16 protein-coding genes are annotated in these 18,564 nt (G+C 57.5%); 7 read left to right on the forward strand and 9 right to left on the reverse strand.

Annotated features, from left to right (window positions below):
* The first annotated feature begins 69 nt into the window (after positions 1–69).
* Positions 70–1,452 (forward strand): Na+/H+ antiporter NhaA, encoded by a 1,383-nt coding sequence (gene nhaA, locus QEP11_RS00485; protein WP_284334594.1) that lies wholly within the window; start codon positions 70–72, stop codon positions 1,450–1,452.
* A 72-nt stretch (positions 1,453–1,524) separates the two neighbouring features.
* Here nhaA and QEP11_RS00490 read toward each other — a convergent pair whose 3' ends face one another.
* The 6 genes from QEP11_RS00490 to QEP11_RS00515 all read right to left on the reverse strand — a co-directional run bounded on the left by QEP11_RS00490 (position 1,525) and on the right by QEP11_RS00515 (position 8,387).
* The gene (locus QEP11_RS00490) at positions 1,525–2,730 is read right to left on the reverse strand and encodes an ABC transporter permease (RefSeq protein ID WP_284334595.1); all 1,206 of its coding nucleotides are present in this window, start codon (positions 2,728–2,730) and stop codon (positions 1,525–1,527) included.
* On the reverse strand, positions 2,730–3,500 hold the full coding sequence (locus QEP11_RS00495; protein WP_284334596.1) for an ABC transporter ATP-binding protein: 771 nt from the start codon (positions 3,498–3,500) through the stop codon (positions 2,730–2,732). The genes QEP11_RS00490 and QEP11_RS00495 overlap by 1 nt, the downstream gene beginning before the upstream one ends.
* Complete coding sequence (locus tag QEP11_RS00500; protein ID WP_284334597.1) at positions 3,497–4,891, reverse strand: efflux RND transporter periplasmic adaptor subunit; 1,395 nt, start codon at positions 4,889–4,891, stop codon at positions 3,497–3,499. Before QEP11_RS00500 ends, QEP11_RS00495 begins: the two co-directional genes overlap by 4 nt.
* A gap of 26 nt (positions 4,892–4,917) precedes the next feature.
* Positions 4,918–6,387: an efflux transporter outer membrane subunit gene (locus QEP11_RS00505; protein ID WP_284334598.1), complete on the reverse strand. Its 1,470-nt coding sequence runs from the start codon at positions 6,385–6,387 to the stop codon at positions 4,918–4,920.
* A gap of 186 nt (positions 6,388–6,573) precedes the next feature.
* Positions 6,574–7,623 carry a tRNA (adenosine(37)-N6)-threonylcarbamoyltransferase complex transferase subunit TsaD gene (gene tsaD, locus QEP11_RS00510; RefSeq protein ID WP_284334599.1) on the reverse strand — a complete coding sequence of 350 codons (1,050 nt, stop codon included), beginning with the start codon at positions 7,621–7,623 and terminating at the stop codon, positions 6,574–6,576.
* A gap of 116 nt (positions 7,624–7,739) precedes the next feature.
* Positions 7,740–8,387, reverse strand: coding sequence for a DUF937 domain-containing protein (locus tag QEP11_RS00515; RefSeq protein WP_284334600.1), 648 nt, complete (start codon positions 8,385–8,387; stop codon positions 7,740–7,742).
* Positions 8,388–8,585: 198 nt separating this feature from the next.
* On the opposite strand from QEP11_RS00515, the gene ybiB reads away from it, so the two are divergent.
* Both ybiB and cobA read left to right on the forward strand, forming a co-directional pair.
* Complete coding sequence (gene ybiB / locus QEP11_RS00520; protein ID WP_284334601.1) at positions 8,586–9,533, forward strand: DNA-binding protein YbiB; 948 nt, start codon at positions 8,586–8,588, stop codon at positions 9,531–9,533.
* Complete coding sequence (cobA, locus tag QEP11_RS00525; protein WP_284334602.1) at positions 9,530–10,330, forward strand: uroporphyrinogen-III C-methyltransferase; 801 nt, start codon at positions 9,530–9,532, stop codon at positions 10,328–10,330. Before ybiB ends, cobA begins: the two co-directional genes overlap by 4 nt.
* A 158-nt stretch (positions 10,331–10,488) precedes the next feature.
* Here cobA and QEP11_RS00530 read toward each other — a convergent pair whose 3' ends face one another.
* Complete coding sequence (locus QEP11_RS00530; protein ID WP_284334603.1) at positions 10,489–12,450, reverse strand: PhoX family protein; 1,962 nt, start codon at positions 12,448–12,450, stop codon at positions 10,489–10,491.
* 236 nt (positions 12,451–12,686) lie between these two features.
* Here QEP11_RS00530 and QEP11_RS00535 point away from each other — a divergent pair, with 236 nt between their 5' ends.
* Complete coding sequence (locus QEP11_RS00535; RefSeq protein WP_284334604.1) at positions 12,687–14,465, forward strand: methyl-accepting chemotaxis protein; 1,779 nt, start codon at positions 12,687–12,689, stop codon at positions 14,463–14,465.
* A 4-nt stretch (positions 14,466–14,469) separates the two neighbouring features.
* On the opposite strand, the gene QEP11_RS00540 is transcribed toward QEP11_RS00535, so the two are convergent.
* Positions 14,470–14,961, reverse strand: a complete 492-nt coding sequence (locus QEP11_RS00540; protein ID WP_284334605.1) for an acyl-CoA thioesterase — start codon at positions 14,959–14,961, stop codon at positions 14,470–14,472.
* Between the two features lie 155 nt (positions 14,962–15,116).
* On the opposite strand from QEP11_RS00540, the gene QEP11_RS00545 reads away from it, so the two are divergent.
* From QEP11_RS00545 to QEP11_RS00555, 3 genes are all read left to right on the forward strand, one after another.
* A complete protein-coding gene (locus QEP11_RS00545) occupies positions 15,117–16,406 on the forward strand; it encodes a BaiN/RdsA family NAD(P)/FAD-dependent oxidoreductase (RefSeq protein ID WP_284334606.1) in 1,290 nt (429 codons plus the stop codon).
* 202 nt (positions 16,407–16,608) lie between these two features.
* Complete coding sequence (gene rpsU / locus QEP11_RS00550; RefSeq protein WP_003052999.1) at positions 16,609–16,821, forward strand: 30S ribosomal protein S21; 213 nt, start codon at positions 16,609–16,611, stop codon at positions 16,819–16,821.
* A gap of 204 nt (positions 16,822–17,025) precedes the next feature.
* Positions 17,026–17,472: a GatB/YqeY domain-containing protein gene (locus QEP11_RS00555; protein ID WP_284334607.1), complete on the forward strand. Its 447-nt coding sequence runs from the start codon at positions 17,026–17,028 to the stop codon at positions 17,470–17,472.
* A 52-nt stretch (positions 17,473–17,524) separates the two neighbouring features.
* Here QEP11_RS00555 and QEP11_RS00560 read toward each other — a convergent pair whose 3' ends face one another.
* Positions 17,525–18,463 carry a LysR family transcriptional regulator gene (locus tag QEP11_RS00560; protein ID WP_413788666.1) on the reverse strand — a complete coding sequence of 313 codons (939 nt, stop codon included), beginning with the start codon at positions 18,461–18,463 and terminating at the stop codon, positions 17,525–17,527.
* Between the last annotated feature and the right edge of the window lie 101 nt (positions 18,464–18,564).

Raw genomic sequence — 18,564 nt, forward strand, 5'->3', positions numbered from 1 at the left:
CCTTGCCTTGCTGCGCGCAAGGCAGCGGATTGGCTGCGCGCTGTGTTGTCTTTGATGATCAGGAGCGCTATGCCCCCACAAGACCCCACTCCCTTACATCCACATTTTCCAGCGCCAAGCAATCGCATTCCGGTGCTGCAGGCAGCGACCTCACAGGCTTCGGCGGGCTTTGCCCGCATGTTGCATATCGAGTCCATGAGCGGCATCGTGCTGCTGATAGCGGCAGCTGTAGCCCTGCTGTGGGCCAACTCGCCATGGGCAGACAGCTACTTTGCCACCTGGCATGCTCCGCTAGCCTTAACGCTTGGCCCATGGAGCTTCAGTACCGATTTGCACTTCTTCGTCAACGATGTGCTGATGACCATCTTCTTCTTGGTCGTAGGTATGGAAATTCGCCGCGAGATGCACAATGGCGCACTGGCCAATATGCGTCAGGCCACCCTGCCTGTCATCGCAGCCATTGGTGGCGTAGTCGTCCCGGCGCTGATCTATGTGGCTTTTGCGGGCAGTGATACCGAATTGCTGCAAGGCTGGGCCATCCCCACCGCCACGGACATTGCTTTTGCCGTGGGCGTGCTGGCGTTGCTGGGCAAATCCATCCCTGGGCCGCTGCGCATTTTTCTGCTCGCGCTGGCCATCATTGACGACATCGTGGCCGTACTCATCATTGCCTTCTTTTACTCGGGAGGCCTTGACTACAGCGGCTTTGGCGTGGCCTTCATCGGTTTGATTCTGGTGTTGCTGTTCAACCGCATGGGCCTGGCATCCGCCTGGGCCTATGTGCTGCCCGGCGCCATCTTGTGGATCGGGTTGCTGCAGACGGGCGCTCACCCCACATTGGCTGGTGTTGTACTGGGCTTGATGACGCCTGTGGCGATGCGCCCAGCCAAGCAGCACTATCTGGAACAAGCCCAGCAAGCGCTCACACGCATCCATCTGCACGCACAGCAAGGTGAATTCCAAGCCGATGTACTGTATCAGGAACTGCGCATTGCCAGTAGCGCGCAGCGAGATTTGCTGCCCCCCGTGTTCCGGCTGCCCATGATGCTGCATCCCTGGGTGGCATTCGGGGTCATGCCCATCTTTGCCTTGGCCAATGCCGGTGTGCAGTTTGGCGGTGTGGACCTGTCCGCCGCAGGGCCACAGACCGTGGCACTGGGCGTACTCGTCGCACTGGTGCTTGGCAAACCTGTGGGCGTGTTGCTGGCTACTTTCCTGGCAGTCAAAACAGGCATCAGCCGTTTGCCTCAGGGTGTGACCTGGCTTGGCGTGCTGCTCGTAGGCTTGCTTGCAGGCATCGGCTTCACCATGGCCATTTTTGTGGGAGGCTTGGCATTTACCGATGCAGCTTTGCTGGGTGCTGCCAAGATGGGAATTTTGGGGGCCTCCGCGTGTGCAGCAGTGCTGGGGTTGCTCTTCGGCTTCACGGTCCGCCACAAGCTGGCACAGTGATCGCACCAACCCACAAAAAAGCCGCGTGCCTGATACTGGCGCGCGGCTTTTTTCATCAAAGAGACTGCCGCCTTATTCGTGGCGCAAGGCCTCAATGGGATCGAGCTGCGCGGCGCGGCGCGCAGGGAAATACCCGAACAGCACTCCAATGGCTGCCGAAAACACAAATGACAGCACATTTACCACCGGGTTGAAAATGAAAGGCACCTGCATCACCTGGGCCAGTCCCACCGAGGCCACTGCTGCAATTGCAATGCCGATCAGCCCCCCCAGCGCCGCCAGGACCACCGCTTCGATCAAGAACTGCAAAAGCACCTCTCGCTCCAGCGCACCAATCGCCAAGCGCAAACCAATTTCACGGGTGCGCTCGGTCACGCTGACCAGCATGATGTTCATGATGCCGATCCCCCCCACCAGCAAACTCACTGCCGCCACGGCGCCCAGCAAAGTGGTCATCACCTTGGTAGTGCCAGCCATGGTGTCTGCCAGCTGCTTGGTATCGAGCACATTGAAGTTATCTTCATCTGCTGGCGCCAGCTTGCGCAGCTCACGCAACAAGTCACGCAGGCTGCTTTTCACGCGTTCAGGGTCGCTGTCATCGGCCATGGATACCAGCAAAGTGCTCACACGGGTATTGCCTGTCACCCGGCGCTGCAATGTTTTCAGCGGGATCAAGACCTGGTCATCCTGGTCATTGCCAAAGGCCCCCTGGCCCTTGGAGTCGAGCACACCGATGATGGAACATGAGAACGCCTTGACGCGCAACTGACGGCCTAGCACATCGGTCGAATTCTGGTACAGCTCACGGTGCAGCGTGGAGCCGATGATGCACACCGAGCTACCCGCGCGCAATTCTTCGTCCGAGAATTCCCGGCCCTGTGACAATTTCCAGTTACCCGTCTTCAGCCACTCATTGGTACTGCCAATCACGGTGGAGGACCAATTGCGGCCGTCAGCCACCAGTGTCACGCTGGAGCGCGCTTCGGGCGCAACAGCTGCAATACCACCAATTTGCTGCTCAATCACCAGTGCATCGGTGTCCTTGAAAGAAGGTGCAGGCGCTGCACCTGGCCCCATACGCATGCCGGAACGAATTTGCAGCAGGTTGGTACCCAAACCCTGAATTTGTGACTGCACAGCCATGGTCGCGCCATTGCCCAGTGTCACCATCGTGATCACCGCGCTGACACCGATGACAATACCCAAGATGGTCAAAAACGAACGCAGAAGATTGCGGCGAATGGAGCGCAGCGCCAAAAGAATGGTGTTGAAAAACATTAAGCCCCCTCCCCTGGAGACAACTGCGCAGTAGCTCGGCGCAGCATCAGCGGCTCATTCGGAGTGTCACTGTCCAGCAGGCCATCTTTGAAGCGCACGATACGGCGTGCGTAAGCCGCCATTTCAGGCTCGTGTGTCACCATCAACACCGTAATGCCTTGCTCGCTGTTGAGCTTCCACAGCAACTCCATGATTTCCTCGCTGCGCTGTGTATCCAGGTTGCCGGTGGGTTCATCCGCAAGCAAAACAACGGGGTTGCTGACAATGGCTCGCGCAATCGCCACACGCTGCTGCTGGCCGCCGGACAGTTCGGCCGGTGTGTGATGCTCCCAGCCTTTCAGGCCCACTGCCTCCAAGGCCTTGGCTGCAGCTTCCCGGCGCTCGGCATTGGCTTCCCCACGGTACAGCAAAGGTAATTCAACGTTCTCCTGCGCCGTGGTACGGGGCAGCAAGTGAAACCCCTGAAAAACAAAACCAAAATAACGGCGTCGCAAACGTGCACGCTCATCCCGATCCAGGTCTTCGACATGCACCCCTTTGAACAGATACTCACCGGAGGTTGGGCGGTCCAGACAACCCAGCGTGTTCATGGCAGTAGATTTGCCTGAGCCACTGGGGCCCATGATGGCCACAAAATCACCTTGCTCGATATCGAGGTCAAACCCTTTGAGCGCCTTGAATGCCAAGCCCCCTTCGCCATACACCTTGACGATGTTGCGCAGCCGGATCAGCGGCTCGCCCGCACGGTCATGCGAGGTGCTGCTGCTCATTGTCCAGCTCCGCTGCGCTGATCCGTAATGACTTGCGCACCTTCCTTGAGTGCTTCGCTTTCAACTTCCGTCATACGGCCATCGCTCAAACCCGTCTTGACCTGCACCGCCACAGGGGTACCACCTTCCAGCACCCAGACGTATCGTGTCTGCCCGGCCCCCAGGGCCTGGCTCCCACCTGCACCACGGCTCATGCGTGGACGCTGAGGCATCAACTGCCCCATGATGCCGCTGTTGCCACCACGGCTCGCCCCCTGCCCTTGCGGACGCGGTTCGCGTTCACCTTCAGGTGCTGGCGCAGAGCCACCTTGGCCTGACTTGGCATCAGATGCTGCTGGCGCACTCATTCCCACCGGGGTAAAACGCAAAGCAGCATTAGGCACCAGCAGCACACCGGTGCGCTCATTGGAGCGAATGGTGGCTGAGGCAGTCATCCCCGGACGCAGGGACAGGTCTTCGTTGCGTACATCCAGACGCGCCAGATACGTCACCACATTGTCCGTTTTGGTGGAGCCATAGTCCACGCGCGTCACCTTGGCTGGATAGGTGCGCGAAGGGTGCGCACTGACCGTAAAGCTGGCTCGCTGACCTGCCTGCACCTGGCCGATATCGGCTTCATCGACCGATACTTCCAGACGCAGTTTCTGCAAGTCTTCAGCAACCGTAAACAGCGTCACCGCCTGCAATGAAGCCGCCACAGCATTACCCGGGTCCACGGAGCGCGTCAGAATCACACCGTCGATAGGCGATTTGATGGCTGCCTTTGACAGATTGGTTTCATCGGTCTTGAGCGCTGCCTTGGCATCATCCACCGCAGCACGTGCAGCAGCCTCGTCAGCCTCCGCACGGTCGACTGTGGCACGGCCTGTATCCATCTCCGCAGCGGAAGGCACTTTCCCCCCAGAAATGCGGTGCACCTCCTGCAAGCGTGCAAAGCTGGAACGCGCCTCTCTCAAGGTGGCTTGCGATTGCTGCAAACGTGCCTGCGCAGACACCACGGATGCCTTGGAACGGTTCAGCTGCGCTTGCAACTTGTCGGTATCCAGCTCCACCAGAACCTGACCCTTTTTCACCGTGTCATTGACGTCCACCGTCACATTGCGCACCGTACCCGAAAGCTCCGAGCCAATGTTGACTGTACGTGTGGGTTGCAAAGTACCGTTGGCCGCAACCGTGATCGACAGATCACCGCGATGAACAGCTTGAGAAACATAAATCGGTTTGGCATTGGCGGCCTTGTGGTTTTGCCATAGCCAATACCCACCAATCGCACCCATCACTGCCACAGCACCAATCCACACAGTGGGGCTTTGCCACCAACGGCGCTTCAATCCATCACCCAAAAGTTCTTGCACGTCCTTGGAGGTGCTTGCGGAGGTTTTTTTGCTCATTTTTCGAATTCCGTTGAATCTCTGTATCAGGACTGCTCAGCAATGCGGCTGCGTACCTGCCCATTCAAATCCAGAGGCTGCCATCCTCCACCAAGGGCTTTGTACAGACGCACATAGTCGGTACTGATCGCAGCTTTGGCGGTGGCAACACTGTCTTGCGATGCAAGCAGCGTGCGCTGGGTATCGAGCACGGTCTGAAAATCCACCAAGCCGCTGCTGTAGCGTTGATTGGCGAGCAGTTGGGCATAGCGAGCTGCCTCCTCGGCCACTTGCAGTTGCACCAGCCGATCTTTATCGCCTTGCAACTGCACCAGTGCATCTTCCACCTCCTGCAACGCTGTCAGTACCGAGGATCGATAGCTGATGCGAGCCTGCTCCACTGCGGCTTGCTGCACACGAATTTGTGCGCGATTCGCCCCCCCATCAAACAAAGGAGCCGAAAGTGCTGCCGCAATACTTTGCGCCACTGTGGCACCACTCAACGCACCCAGTGTCAATGCACTGATGCCCAAAGACCCGTTCAGGCGCAGCGTGGGAAAGTTGGCACGCTCCTGGGCGGACAGATTTGCCACAGCAGCAATGACTTTTTGCTCTTGCGCACGTACATCCGGACGCTGGCGCAAGGTATCAGCCGGTAGCGTCATTGCCAAACTGTCTGGAGCCACGGGCAATGGTTTGACAGTGGTTAACTCCGTATTCAAGGCCGAGGGTGGCTGGCCGGTCAAAATTGCCAAGGCATGCCGTGTTTTGGCCAGAGAAGCTTGCAAAGCGGGGATTTGGGCTGCCGTTTGTGCAGTGGAAGAACGCGCCTGCTCGGAATCCAGAGAGGTCGCCAGACCTGCTTGCACACGCCACTCCGTGATCTGCTGGTTTTCACGCTGAATACGCAAATTGTCTTCGGCAATCTGAAGGCGATTTTGCAGGCTGCGCAGCTCAATATAGTTCAGCGCAACCTCTGCTGCCAAAGACACATGAGCGCCTTCCAGCGTTGCCACAGCAGCCTGTACGTTGGCTTCTCCTGCTTTCACTGCATTGGCCTGACGGCCCCACAGATCCGGCTCCCAGCTGGCGCTGACACGTGCCGCATAGCTGTTGCTGCCGTTGTCACCATCTTCCCAGCTTCTGCCACGGTCAAACCCTGCACTTGCATTAGGCAGTCGTGCGGCCTCTTGCCCATCGAGCTGCGCCCTCGACTGACGTAAAGCCGCCTGTGCCGATTGCACACTCGGGTTAGCTTGCAAGGCTTGATCAATCAAGCCCGTCATCTGCGCATCACCAAAGCGTTGCCACCATTGACTCAGATCTGCAGGTGCCTGCTGCTGAGGCGCTGCGCCAGTGCTGTTCCACTGCTCAGGCACAGTCACAGTTTCATTTTGGCCCGCAAACTGCGAGGTATGACTGCAACCGGTCACCAGCACGGCACATGCGAAAGCCACAGCAAGCGACTTGGCCCGAGGTGTCGTGTGTGATAAATAGTGTTGTGTTTTCTTGTACATGCTCAAAGGCAAAAAAGCGCAATAGCCAATTTCTAACCGCAGATTGTGCAGACCCTGTGTAGGGCCATGGCAAAAGCCATGTGAAGCTTTGGTAAAGCCTGATGACAGCAAACCGGCACATGCCATGTAAAAAGCCCTCGTCCGAGGGCTTTGTGCATTCATGGTACTGGTTCGGCTGAGGCGGATTCAAGCCGCTTCAACAATGGAGTCCAGCGGCCAGCGAGGCTTCACATCAAACGCATACGCTTTGCTGGGTTGCTGCTGCCCAGCCTGAATGCGCATGGCCGCTGCCATGGCAATCATCGCGCCATTGTCGGTACACAAATGCAATTCGGGGTAATGCACACGAATCTTGCGCTTCGTGCACTCGTGGTTGAGTTGTTCGCGCAGCAGTTTGTTTGCGCCTACGCCACCGGCCACCACCACACGGTTCATGCCAGTTTGCTTGAGCGCGTTGATGGTTTTTTTGACCAGCACATCCACGATCGCAGCCTGCGTGCTGGCCGCCAGATCGGCCTTGCGCGCTTCCAACGTATCACCCAGCTTTTTAGCCTGGGTAAGCACCGCAGTTTTCAGACCCGCAAAAGAAAAATCCAGATCACCACTGTGCAGCAAGGGGCGCGGCAGCTTGAAGGCCTCCGCATCCCCACTTTCTGCCAGTTTCGAAAGGATCGGCCCTCCGGGGTAAGGCAGACCCATGACCTTGGCAGATTTATCGAATGCCTCGCCTGCGGCATCATCAATGGTTTCGCCCAGGATTTCGTAACGACCCACGCCATCCACACGCATCAGCTGGGTGTGTCCTCCCGAAACCAAGAGCGCAATAAAAGGAAACTCTGGCGGGTCTTCGCTCAAGAAAGGTGAGAGCAGATGCCCTTCCAGGTGATGCACGCCCAGGACGGGCTTTTCCAGCGCCGCGCCCAATGCACACGCCACGCCCGCACCCACCAATAGCGCACCAGCCAGACCTGGACCACGCGTAAAAGCCACCACATCCACATCTTGCAAGGTTTTACCTGCATCCTCCATGACCTGCTGGGTCAATGGCAGCACACGGCGAATATGGTCGCGGCTGGCCAGCTCAGGCACAACACCACCATACGCACGGTGCATATCAATTTGGCTGTGCAGTGCGTGCGACAGCAGCGTAGGCACGCTGCCATCTGCCGGTATGCGCACCAAGGCCACACCGGTTTCATCACACGAAGATTCAATACCCAGGATCAGCTGACTCATAGCCCTCAAGTGTAAAACTGTGGCGTCATCGCCAGGCTGCGCAGGTGCAATGGCCTTGTGCACAGGGCAAGAAAAAAGCACCTTCGGGTGCTTTTTTCAGAGTGCATCTCAGGACTTTAACGGCGGCCACCCAGAAAGGTGGAGCCGAGCTTGAACAAGTCACCGACGTCCAGCTTGCCATCCCCATTTTGATCCAGCAGGCTGCCAAGCAATCCGCCGCCGATACCACCTTGCTGCTGGACCTGCGCACGCTCCTGACCCAGCACCTGCCCCAGACCTCCTGCATCCATATTTCCAGCCTTCACACGGTTGGCCAGAAATGCCATCACGATGGGAGCCAGCATGGCCAGCAACTGCCCGGCATTTTGTCCGCCCAAACCTGTGGCTTGACCCAACCCGGTTTCGGCCTTTTGCTGATTGCTACCAAAGATGTGGCCCAGAATATCCGCGCCTCCGCCCAGCGGGCTGCTGCCACCTGCTTGAGCCTGACCGCCACCCAAAATGGAGCCTAGCAAGCCACCGAGCCCGCCCAGACCTTGTGGCAGGGCATTGCTGTGATCGCGCTGCAGCGCTCCAAACAAATCGGCAGCGCCTTGAGGCTGGGCGGCGTTGTTGCCCAAAGCACCGAGCAAGAGCGGCAGTGCTGCACCTACGGCTGACTGGATTTGCTGGCTGTCTGTGCCCAGTTGCTGGGCCATTTGTTGCATGGGAGCACCCTGCAGTTGGCCCATCAGTTCGGACACCAAAGATTGCTGTTCATTCATGACGTACTCCTTGCGAAAAACAATGGGGCGCAGTATGCGTCAGTCCACGCCTTTTGCGCAGCTAGCCTGCACAAGTAAGGACAATGCCTGACAGTTTTCACGGGAAAGCTGCAACCATTCGTACAGAGGCAGCATTTCAATATAAGCAATTGATATAAAAACACATTCAAAATAACGAAAAATCTTTTAAAGCTACCCATGAGCATCCAGCAATACCTCAAAGAAATCGGACGCGGCAAAGACGGCGCCCGTGCCCTGTCTCGCCCTCAGGCGGCGGAGCTGATGGGTTGGCTGCTCGATGGTATGGCCCACCCGCTGCAAGTTGGCGCTTTCTGTCTGGCCATGCGCATCAAAGGTGAGACAGCCCAGGAGATGGCGGGGTTCATGGATGCCATACATGCCCGCCTGCCTGTCACTGCTGTGAGCGCATCACCCGTCGTGGTACTTCCCAGCTACAACGGTGCACGCCGTTTGCCAGTACTGACCCCCTTACTCGCACTGCTGCTGTCACGTGAAGGCCTGCCTGTGCTGTTGCATGGCAGCACCACTGAAAGCAGCCGTGTGACCGCTGCACAGGTACTGCAAGCACTGGGCTTTCCCGCAGCAACTCGGCTAGAGACACCACATCCTGGTCAGCTGGTACACCTGGGCACCCGCCAGTTGCACGCTGGCCTGGCGGATTTGTTGGATGCGCGCGCCACCATTGGTTTACGCAATCCCGCACACAGTCTGGTCAAACACATGAACCCCTTGGCTGGCAGCGGCACACACAGTCTGGTGGTTGGCTGCTACACCCATCCTGAATACAGCATCAGCATGGAAGCCACCCACGCTGAAGCTGGCGGCCATGCGCTGCTGCTACGCGGCATGGAAGGCGAGCCTGTGGCAGACCCACGGCGTCAGCCAGCCATGCGCGGCATCATCCGGGGTCTCAAGGTGCTGGAACTGAGCAACGAAAGCGGCAGTGTACCGATTGCGCCTGAACTGCCTGCAGGCCTGGATGTTGCCGCCACTGCAACCTTTATCCAGCAGGTGCTGGACGGCCAGCGTCCCGTCCCTGCACCCATTGCCACCCAGGTTCAAGTGATTGTGGATCTACACCGCAAACTGGCCGACCTGCCGGCAACACCAGGAGCACGATCATGAATACCAGCGCCACCCCGGCCTTGGGCAGTTGCACGCTTGTTGGCGCAGGCCCTGGAGACCCTGAGCTGCTCACACTCAAGGCCCTGAAAGCCATCCAGTCGGCCACCGTGCTGCTGGTGGATGATTTGGTCTCTCAAGCCATCGTGGACTTTGCTGCTCCAACCGCCCGCATTGTGTATGTGGGCAAACGTGGTGGGTGCCAAAGCACGCCACAGGCTTTCATCGAAAAGCTCATGGAGTCTGAAGTGCGCAAGGGCGAACAGGTGGTACGCCTCAAAGGCGGCGATCCCTTCATCTTCGGCCGTGGCGGGGAAGAAGTGGAGCATCTGCGTGCTGCGGGCATCGAAGTGCAGGTTATCAACGGCATCACCGCAGGCCTGGCGGGCTTGAGCAGCCTGGGAGCGCCTCTGACCCACCGCGAACATGCCCATGGCGTGGTATTTATTACCGGCCACGCCAAACCCGGCGACAGTGGTGCCGACTGGCGCTCACTGGCCACAACCGCGCAGTCTGCCAAGCTCACGCTGGTGATCTACATGGGCGTCAGCTCCATTGAGTACATCAGTGCCGAGCTTCAAGCTGGCGGCCTTTCAGCTCAAACCCCGGCTGCCATCATCCAGCACGCCAGCCTGCCACAGCAGCGCCACGCCATCACCACGCTTCAGAACCTGGCGCACACCCTGCACGCTGAAAGCCTCTCCAGCCCCAGCGTGCTGGTGATTGGCGATGTGGTGCAAGGCGTGGCCGCATGGGCCCAACAGCCTTGCCAGCCACAACCGTTGCAAGGCGCGGCCTGACAACTGCGGCCCTGTCACCTGCAGCAAAGCTTCCAAGCATTTGAGTTGAGGGCTTAGACAAACAAGGGCTGCAACGTCCACCACCATTGCAGCCCTTGTCATCTGTCCGGCGCGTCAAACACCGGACACATGTTTGAGATTCTGACCGAGCTTGCGATTTAGCTACCGATCACACCACCATCGTTCTTGGTGATCACCACCGTGGCAGAGCGTGGCAAGGTATTTCCACCGCCGGGCCAATGGCTGTCACCTTCTTCGCCTGGGTGCTGAATGTTGATGAACATGGTCTTGTGATCAGGCGTAAAAGTGATGCCTGTGACTTCACACTCCTTGGGGCCCACAAAGAATCGTCGAATTTCTTTGCTCACTGGGTCGGCACACAACATCTGGTTATTGCCCTGGCCAGCGTAATCGCCCTTGTTGCTGTACTTGCCATCGGTCTGGATCCACAGGCGTCCATCTGCATCAAACGCCAGGCCATCGGGGCTGTTGAAAGTGTTGTCTGCAGTGATATTGGCCGAGCCTGACATCAAGTTCTTGCGGTCTGTATGTACCGTGGGGTTTCCCGCCAGCACAAAAATATCCCACTCAAATGTAGAGGCTGCAGCATCCGCTCCTGTCTCTCGCCAGCGCACGATCTGACCGTACACATTCTTGGCCCGCGGGTTGGCTTCATCAGCCACTGTGCGGCTGGTGTTGTTGGTCAGGGTGACATACACCTCGCCAGTTTTGGGATGTACGCTGACCCACTCCGGACGGTCCATCTTGGTGGCTCCCACCACATCACCCGCCATGCGCGCATGCACCAGCACTGCGGCTTGGTTGGCAAAGCTTGCATCGGCCTTCAACTTGGGATTCGCGTTCTTGTCGAGCAGCAGCCACTCACCGGTTCCCGCAAAGTCTCCGGTTGCAGCGCCTGCATCGAAACGCGCAACGTACAGCCTGCCCTTGTCCAGCAACTTGCTATTGTCACCGCCCTTGACGTATTTGTTATCCGAGACAAATTTGTAGATGTAGTCATTGGCCTGGTCGTCACCCATATAGACCACTGCCCGGCCATCCTTGCTCAGCGTAAATGCAGCGTTTTCATGCTTGAAACGACCCAGTGCCGTGCGCTTTTGCGGAATGCTGCCGGGGTTGAAAGGATCAATCTCCACGATCCAGCCAAAACGGTTGGATTCGTTGGGTTCTTTCACATAGTCAAAGCGAGGTTCATGCTTTTCCCACTGGAAAAGACTGCCCTTGGCGGAGATCCCGTAGCGTTTTTGCGCCGCATTACGGCGGTCTTCACCAGAGTCCGAGCCAAAGTAATTGTTGAAATTCTCTTCGCAAGTCAGGTAAGTGCCCCAGGGCGTGAAACCGTTGCCACAGTTGTTGAATGTCCCTTGCGCACGGCGACCAGAAGGGTCACTGGAGGTTTGGAGCAAAGCATCACCCGCGGCAGGGCCAGTCATTTCCATGACAGAAAATGCAGTGATACGTCGGTTGTACACACTGCCCTTGACGATGTCCCAAACGCCCTTCGGGTTCTTTTGAATGTGCATCACAGAAACGCCATGCGCATTCATGGACTTGTGCACCTGATCTTTGCCCCATTTCTTTTTGGCATCCGCACCCTTGCCACCAAACAGCCAGACATATTCACCCGTTTTTTCATTCACGGTGCAGTACTCGTGATTCATCACCAGCAGACCTTCGCTGCTCTTGCCTTCCAAGGCAAAGAAGTGAATCCCGTCGTGGTTGTCACCTACCTGCAATGCTTGCGCAGCGGCATCTTCGCTGCCATCGCCCTTGAAAGCTGGCGCGCCATCTACCAAGGGCGTGCCCCAGGGCGCCAGCACATTGGCGCTATAGCCCGGAGCGATTTGAATGTTGTCTGCCGTAGAGATAGGAATGGCTTGAAAACCCATCAACGCCGATCCACGGCTTTGAATGCCCGATGTCGCACAACCAGCCAGTCCCCCGCCCAAGCCCAAAAACATGGCTGCGGTAAGGCCTGTGCCACTGCGCAAAAACCCACGGCGCGAAACAGCGCTGGCCACCACCGTCTGAAACTCTGGGTTATCACTTAGATTGGTTGGAATGTCTTCGCTGTCAATCCCTGCATGGTGCTGATTCATCGTGCGCATCCTCTCTTTGTTGTGGATAAAGATTTGCCCGCCAGTGTCGATACACCCAATGACAGTGTTATGAAGCATTCAAGACAGTTTTGTGACTACTTGCTTGGATCTTACAAACCTTGGGGGTACTGGCCGTTTCGGCTTGGTACGCATTGGTGTACCAGTCACTGGCACGCAAAAAACTGAACGAACAGCGCTAGGCAACGTGCCTGCACGCACACTGAGGAAACACCTTCATGCGGTTTTCAGACTTCAAAATCGGCACCAAACTGGGGCTTGCTTTCGCACTCCTGTTGACCGTAACACTGATACTGGGCGGAGTTGCACTGACCCAACTCGAACGCCTGAACCAGGCCATGCAAAGCATGAGCAACAGTGCGCTACCAAGCGTGGCGGAAGCAGGCAATATGCGTTCGCAATGGAACCGTTTCCGCCGCATCGAAAGCCATTTGCTCCCTCCGCAGTCCGCCAGCAGCGCGCAAGCGCTGGCAGAACAAGCACAAGGCCTGCTCGAGGCAATTACACAGTCGGAAAATAATTACAAAGCCCTGCCACACTCGGAACAAGAGCAATTGCTCATGCGCACTTATTTGCAGCACCGTGACGCGTACATGACGGTACACCGCAAGTTTGTCTCTCAAACAGTCGCCATGCACCGAGACAGCCTGCACGATACAAGCAACCTTCAGTCGCTACAGCTCATGTACACCGAAGAAGCTGAACCCAGTTTCGCGGCACTGGCTGAAACCGTCGGCAAGCTGTCGCAACTGACACAAAGCGACGCACAAGCTCTGCGCCTGCATGGACAAGAGATACGCACTTCGGCACTTTGGTGGGTGATCACAGGCATGGTCATCAGTGCCTTGTTGTCCCTGCTGTTTGCCATTTTGGTGACACGCTCTGTGTCTAGGCCCGCCTCTCACGCCGTGGCCGCTGCAACTCGCATCGCCAGCGGCGACCTGAGCCAGGTGTTGCAAGTCCCCAGCAAAGATGAAATGGGGCTGCTGATGGCTGCGCTGGAACAAATGCGCAGCACCCTCGACAAAGTCGTGCAAGCTGTACGCCACAACGCAGAATCCGTGGCGCTCGCCAGCAACGAAATCTCCAGCGGCACTACCGATTTGTCTTCCCGCACCGAAGAGCAGGCCAGCGCTGTGCAACAAACTGCAGCCTCCATGGAGCAGTTGTCCTCCACGGTCCGACAAAACGCTGACGGTGCGTTGCAAGCCAACCAATTGGCGCTCGGTGCTTCACAGATTGCGGCTCAAGGCGGAGACGTGGTGGGAGAAGTGGTGGCAAACATGCGAGGCATCACTGAAAGCAGCCGCAAAATTTCAGACATCATTGGTGTGATTGACTCCATAGCCTTTCAAACCAACATCCTGGCACTCAACGCTGCAGTGGAAGCTGCGCGGGCTGGCGAGCAAGGCCGTGGTTTCGCAGTCGTAGCGGGCGAAGTGCGTTCACTGGCCCAACGCAGTGCGCAAGCTGCCAAAGAAATCAAGCAACTCATCAGCAACAGCGTAGACAGTGTGGCTGCAGGCACTGCATTGGTGGACCGTGCAGGTCAAACCATGGAAGAAGTCGTTAGCTCCATCCGACGCGTCACCGATCTTGTGGGAGAAATCAGCGCAGCCAGTGCGCAACAAAGCCAGGGCGTCACTCAAATCGGCGAAGCCATCAGCCAAATGGACACCACCACCCAGCAAAACGCAGCGCTGGTCGAACAAAGTGCTGCCGCTGCAGAAAGTCTCAAACGCCAGGCCCAGGAGCTGGTACAAACCGTTGCGCACTTCAAAACCTCTGCAACATCCGTGACTGCAACTGCGGCACCCAAGATAACGCGTGCCAACGTTGCCCCTCGCGTAGCTCAGCCCACGCCCCCAAAAGCTGTCACAACCTCGCAGCGCCAGCCTTCGCCAGCCAATTCCCAACGCCGGCAAACCGCAGCCCGCACCCTGCCGGCCAGTACAGTTTCAGCAGCCTGCGCTGAAGACGATTGGGAGAGTTTCTAGCCGCCTATTGCTCGGCCGAAGGTGTACGGGTCTGGGCAAAGCGCACGGCCACTTCCTTGCGCATATCCTTACGGATCAACGCCGCATTCCAGCGACGCTTTTCATCATCGGTCGCTGGTTGCAAAGCTGGCACAGAGACAGGCTTGCGATCCTCATCGACAGCGACCATGGTGAAAAAGCAGCTATTGACGTGACGCACCACCTTGTCCTGGATTTGCTCGGCCACCACCTTGATGCCAATTTCCATGGACGAATGGCCGGTGTAGTTGACGCTGGCAAGGAAAGTCACCAGTTCCCCCACATGGATGGGCTGCAAAAACATCACCTGATCCACGCTAAGCGTCACGCAGTAACGCCCCGCATAGCGGCTGGCACAGGCATAAGCCACTTCGTCCAATTTTTTCAGGATGGCGCCACCGTGGACGTTACCGGAAAAGTTGGCCATATCGGGGGTCATCAGCACGGTCATGCTGAGCTGGTGTTCAGGCAAATTCATGGGGTGGCATTCTAAGAATTGATAGCAAATAGAGCGCATGGCATGCAGTGCAACCCACACCAGCCACGGGGCTTGCTCCCTTGGCTACACTGCCCGCAGCGGCGCTCTGTGCTAGCGCCGCTTGTGCGTAATACCGAAAGAAGACACTTTGCCCTATGACCGAAAACATCGCTGCCTTTGCGCCCTCTTCATTTGATGCTGTGATCATCGGCGCTGGTGCGGCGGGTTTGTTTTGTGCAGCCCAGGCTGGGCAACTTGGGCTGAAAGTGCTGTTGATCGACCATGCCCAGAAAGTTGCAGAGAAAATCCGTATCTCTGGAGGAGGACGCTGCAACTTCACCAACCGCGATCTGGATGTGCGTGCGCCCCACAAACACTATGTGGGCCAGAACCCGCAGTTTTGCCGCTCAGCACTGTCGCGCTACACACCTGCAGACTTCATTGCTTTGTTGGACAAACACGGTATTCCCTACGAGGAAAAACACAAAGGGCAGTTGTTTGCCAGCACCAGTGCAGAAGACATCATCCGCATGCTGCTGACCGAATGTGATGCAGGTGGAGTACAGCGCTGGCAACCCTGTGCTGTCAAAAAAGTGGCTGTTTTGGCCAACAACGACGATACGCATGGCGCAGACCGCTATGAAATTCAAACGGACCGAGGCACCGTCACCACGCCCAGGCTGGTGCTGGCCACAGGTGGCCTTTCCATCCCAAAGATTGGCGCGACCGATTTTGGCTACCGCTTGGCTCAGCAGTTCAAGCTGCCTCTGATAGAGCGCCGCCCTGGTTTGGTGCCCCTGACCTTTGATGGCAGTGACTGGCAGCCTTACGCTCAACTGGCCGGACTGGCACTGCCTGTGGCCATCAGCACTGGCAGTAAAAAAGAGCGTGTCACCTTCCACGAAGACTTGCTGTTTACCCATCGTGGTCTCTCCGGCCCCGCCGTACTGCAAATCTCCAGCTATTGGAAAGACGGCGCTGCTTTGCATATCGATCTGCTGCCTGAATGCAACATCGCTGAAGTTCTGCAACAGGCCAAAATGCACTCTCGCAAGCTGGTCACCAATGAGCTGGCCACGCACATGCCCACACGTCTGGCCGATGCCTGGGTTGCGCAACAGCCTGAGCTACAACGCCCGATCAACGAAGCCAGTGACAAAGCCTTAACCCGCCTGGCTGAGCAGCTGTCTCGCTGGGAAATCACGCCCAATGGCTCGGAAGGTTATAAAAAAGCCGAGGTGACCCTGGGCGGCGTCGACACCAAGGCGCTCTCACAGCAAACCATGGAAGCCAAAAACCAGCCTGGTCTTTATTGCATTGGTGAAGTGGTCGACATCACCGGCTGGCTGGGTGGCTATAACTTTCAGTGGGCCTGGGCCAGTGCTTTTGCCTGCGCACAAGCCATGGCGCAGCAGCACTTTCAAGCAAGCACCGAAGCTACCTGAAGGCGCGCTAAGGCAGTGCATGCTGCCCCAAGGGCATGCGAGCTGCCAAGGCATTTGGAAAAACCGTTATAATGCTCGACTTTGCTGGCATTACCCCGTCGGCCATACTAGTTACAAAGTGACGGGGAAAACCGCTGTTCATGGCTCTCAGGCCCGATCTTCCCGAGAACCCGCTGTCGGCACAGATATATCTGGAAATTGAATGACTACCATCCGCGTCAAAGAAAACGAACCCTATGAAGTTGCCCTGCGCCGCTTCAAGCGCACCATCGAAAAGTTGGGCCTGCTGACAGACCTGCGCGCTCGTGAGTTCTACGAAAAGCCTACAGCTGAGCGCAAGCGCAAGAAGGCTGCTGCCGTGAAGCGCCACTACAAGCGCGTTCGCAGCATGCAACTGCCTAAGAAGCTGTACTAATCGTTTGATTGGGACTAGCCGGCCTTAAAAAAGCCGAAACCCGCGCTCGGGACGCCAGGCGCGGGTTTTTTGTTTTCTGGCCACTGCTGGCAACACCAGATGCAGGCAGTGACCTCCCTGCGGACAAGGCGCACCATTGAGCCCTGTGGCTATGCCACTGCGTGAGCGGCAGGTGCGCACATCCGCCCAACCAAGGAGAGAGCTATGAGCTTGAAAGCCCAGATTACCGAAGATATGAAAACTGCCATGCGTGCCAAAGACAGTGCACGCCTGGGCACCATTCGCCTGCTGCAAGCAGCGATGAAGCAAAAAGAAGTGGACGAACGCGTGGAGCTTGACGACGTTGCCATCGTTGCCATCGTCGACAAGCTGATCAAACAGCGCAAGGACTCCATCACCGCCTACGAAACCGCCAATCGCAGCGATCTGGCGGACGTGGAAAAAGCCGAGATCGAAGTGCTCAAGGTCTACCTGCCAGAGCGCATGTCCGAAGCCGAAATCACCGCTGCAGTACAAGCCATCGTGGCCGAAGTGGGTGCCTCTGGCCCCGGCGACATGGGCAAGGTGATGGGCAAAGTCAAAACCGCATTGGCTGGCAAAGCCGATATGGGTTTGGTCTCCGCCGCTGTGAAGGCTGCGCTGAGCAAGTAAGCCTCAGACACGCTGGAGGTGTCATGCAAGCCGCACCTCACCCCAGCAGCTGCTAGCGAATGCTGGCAGCTGCTTTTTTCATGCCATCCTTGATGAGCGCTGGCTGGCGGCTTTGAAAAAAAGCCTGCAAAAACTCCACACAGACACGCACATTGGCCGAACGCTCGAGTCGCGTCGGGTACACGGCCCAGATATTCGCGGCTTGCTGCCATTGCGGCAGCACATGCACCAAGCGTCCAGCGGCCAAGTCTGCAGCCACATCCCACAGCGAACGCAAGACAATGCCATGACCATCCAGCGCCCACTGAACAGCCATCTCTCCATGGTTGGTTGACAGAGGGCCTCGCACTTTAACCGTCCGCTCTTGCGCCTGGTTGCGCAAAGTCCAGACTCCAAACGGATGGTCGCGCTCTTTGATCACCAGACAATCATGGCCCGCCAGCTCGTCCAGATTACGCGGCAAGCCCGCACGCTGCACATAAGCCGGTGCGGCACACATCACACGGCAGTTATCAGCCAAACGCCGTGCAATCAGGTGGGGAGCGATTTCATCACCCACACGCACATCCAGATCAAAGCCTTCGGCCGCCACATCCACCAGCCGGTCAAACACATCCAAGCGCAGTTGCAGTGCCGGATAACGCAATGCCAGCTGCGACAGCGCAGGAGCCACCACATTGCGACCAAAGCCAAAGCTGCTGCTCACACGCAGCAAGCCCATCGGCTCACGCTGCGTAACCTGCGCCTCTTGCAGCAATTGCTCCATGTCGTCGAGCACACGCTGCGCCCAATGGAAGATGCGCTCGCCCTCCTGTGTGACTGTCACGCGCCGTGTAGTGCGGTGCAGCAGCTTCAGACCCAGCTCCTGCTCCAGCAAGCGCACACGTTTGCTCACATAGGCTGGTGACGCCTCCAGCAACTGCGCCGCGCCCGCAAAGCTGGACTTGCGCACCACCGAGAGAAACACGCGCAAATCATCGGGCGAAGGCATCTTCTGCATGGCGGTTAACCCAAAAACAAATCAGGCATTGTAGAGAGCCGAACGCAAAAGCCCGCAGCACGGCTGCAGGCTGACGCAGTGAATTGCCGCGA

Source organism: Comamonas halotolerans (genome assembly GCF_030162935.1).
Lineage (GTDB): Bacteria > Pseudomonadota > Gammaproteobacteria > Burkholderiales > Burkholderiaceae_C > Comamonas > Comamonas halotolerans.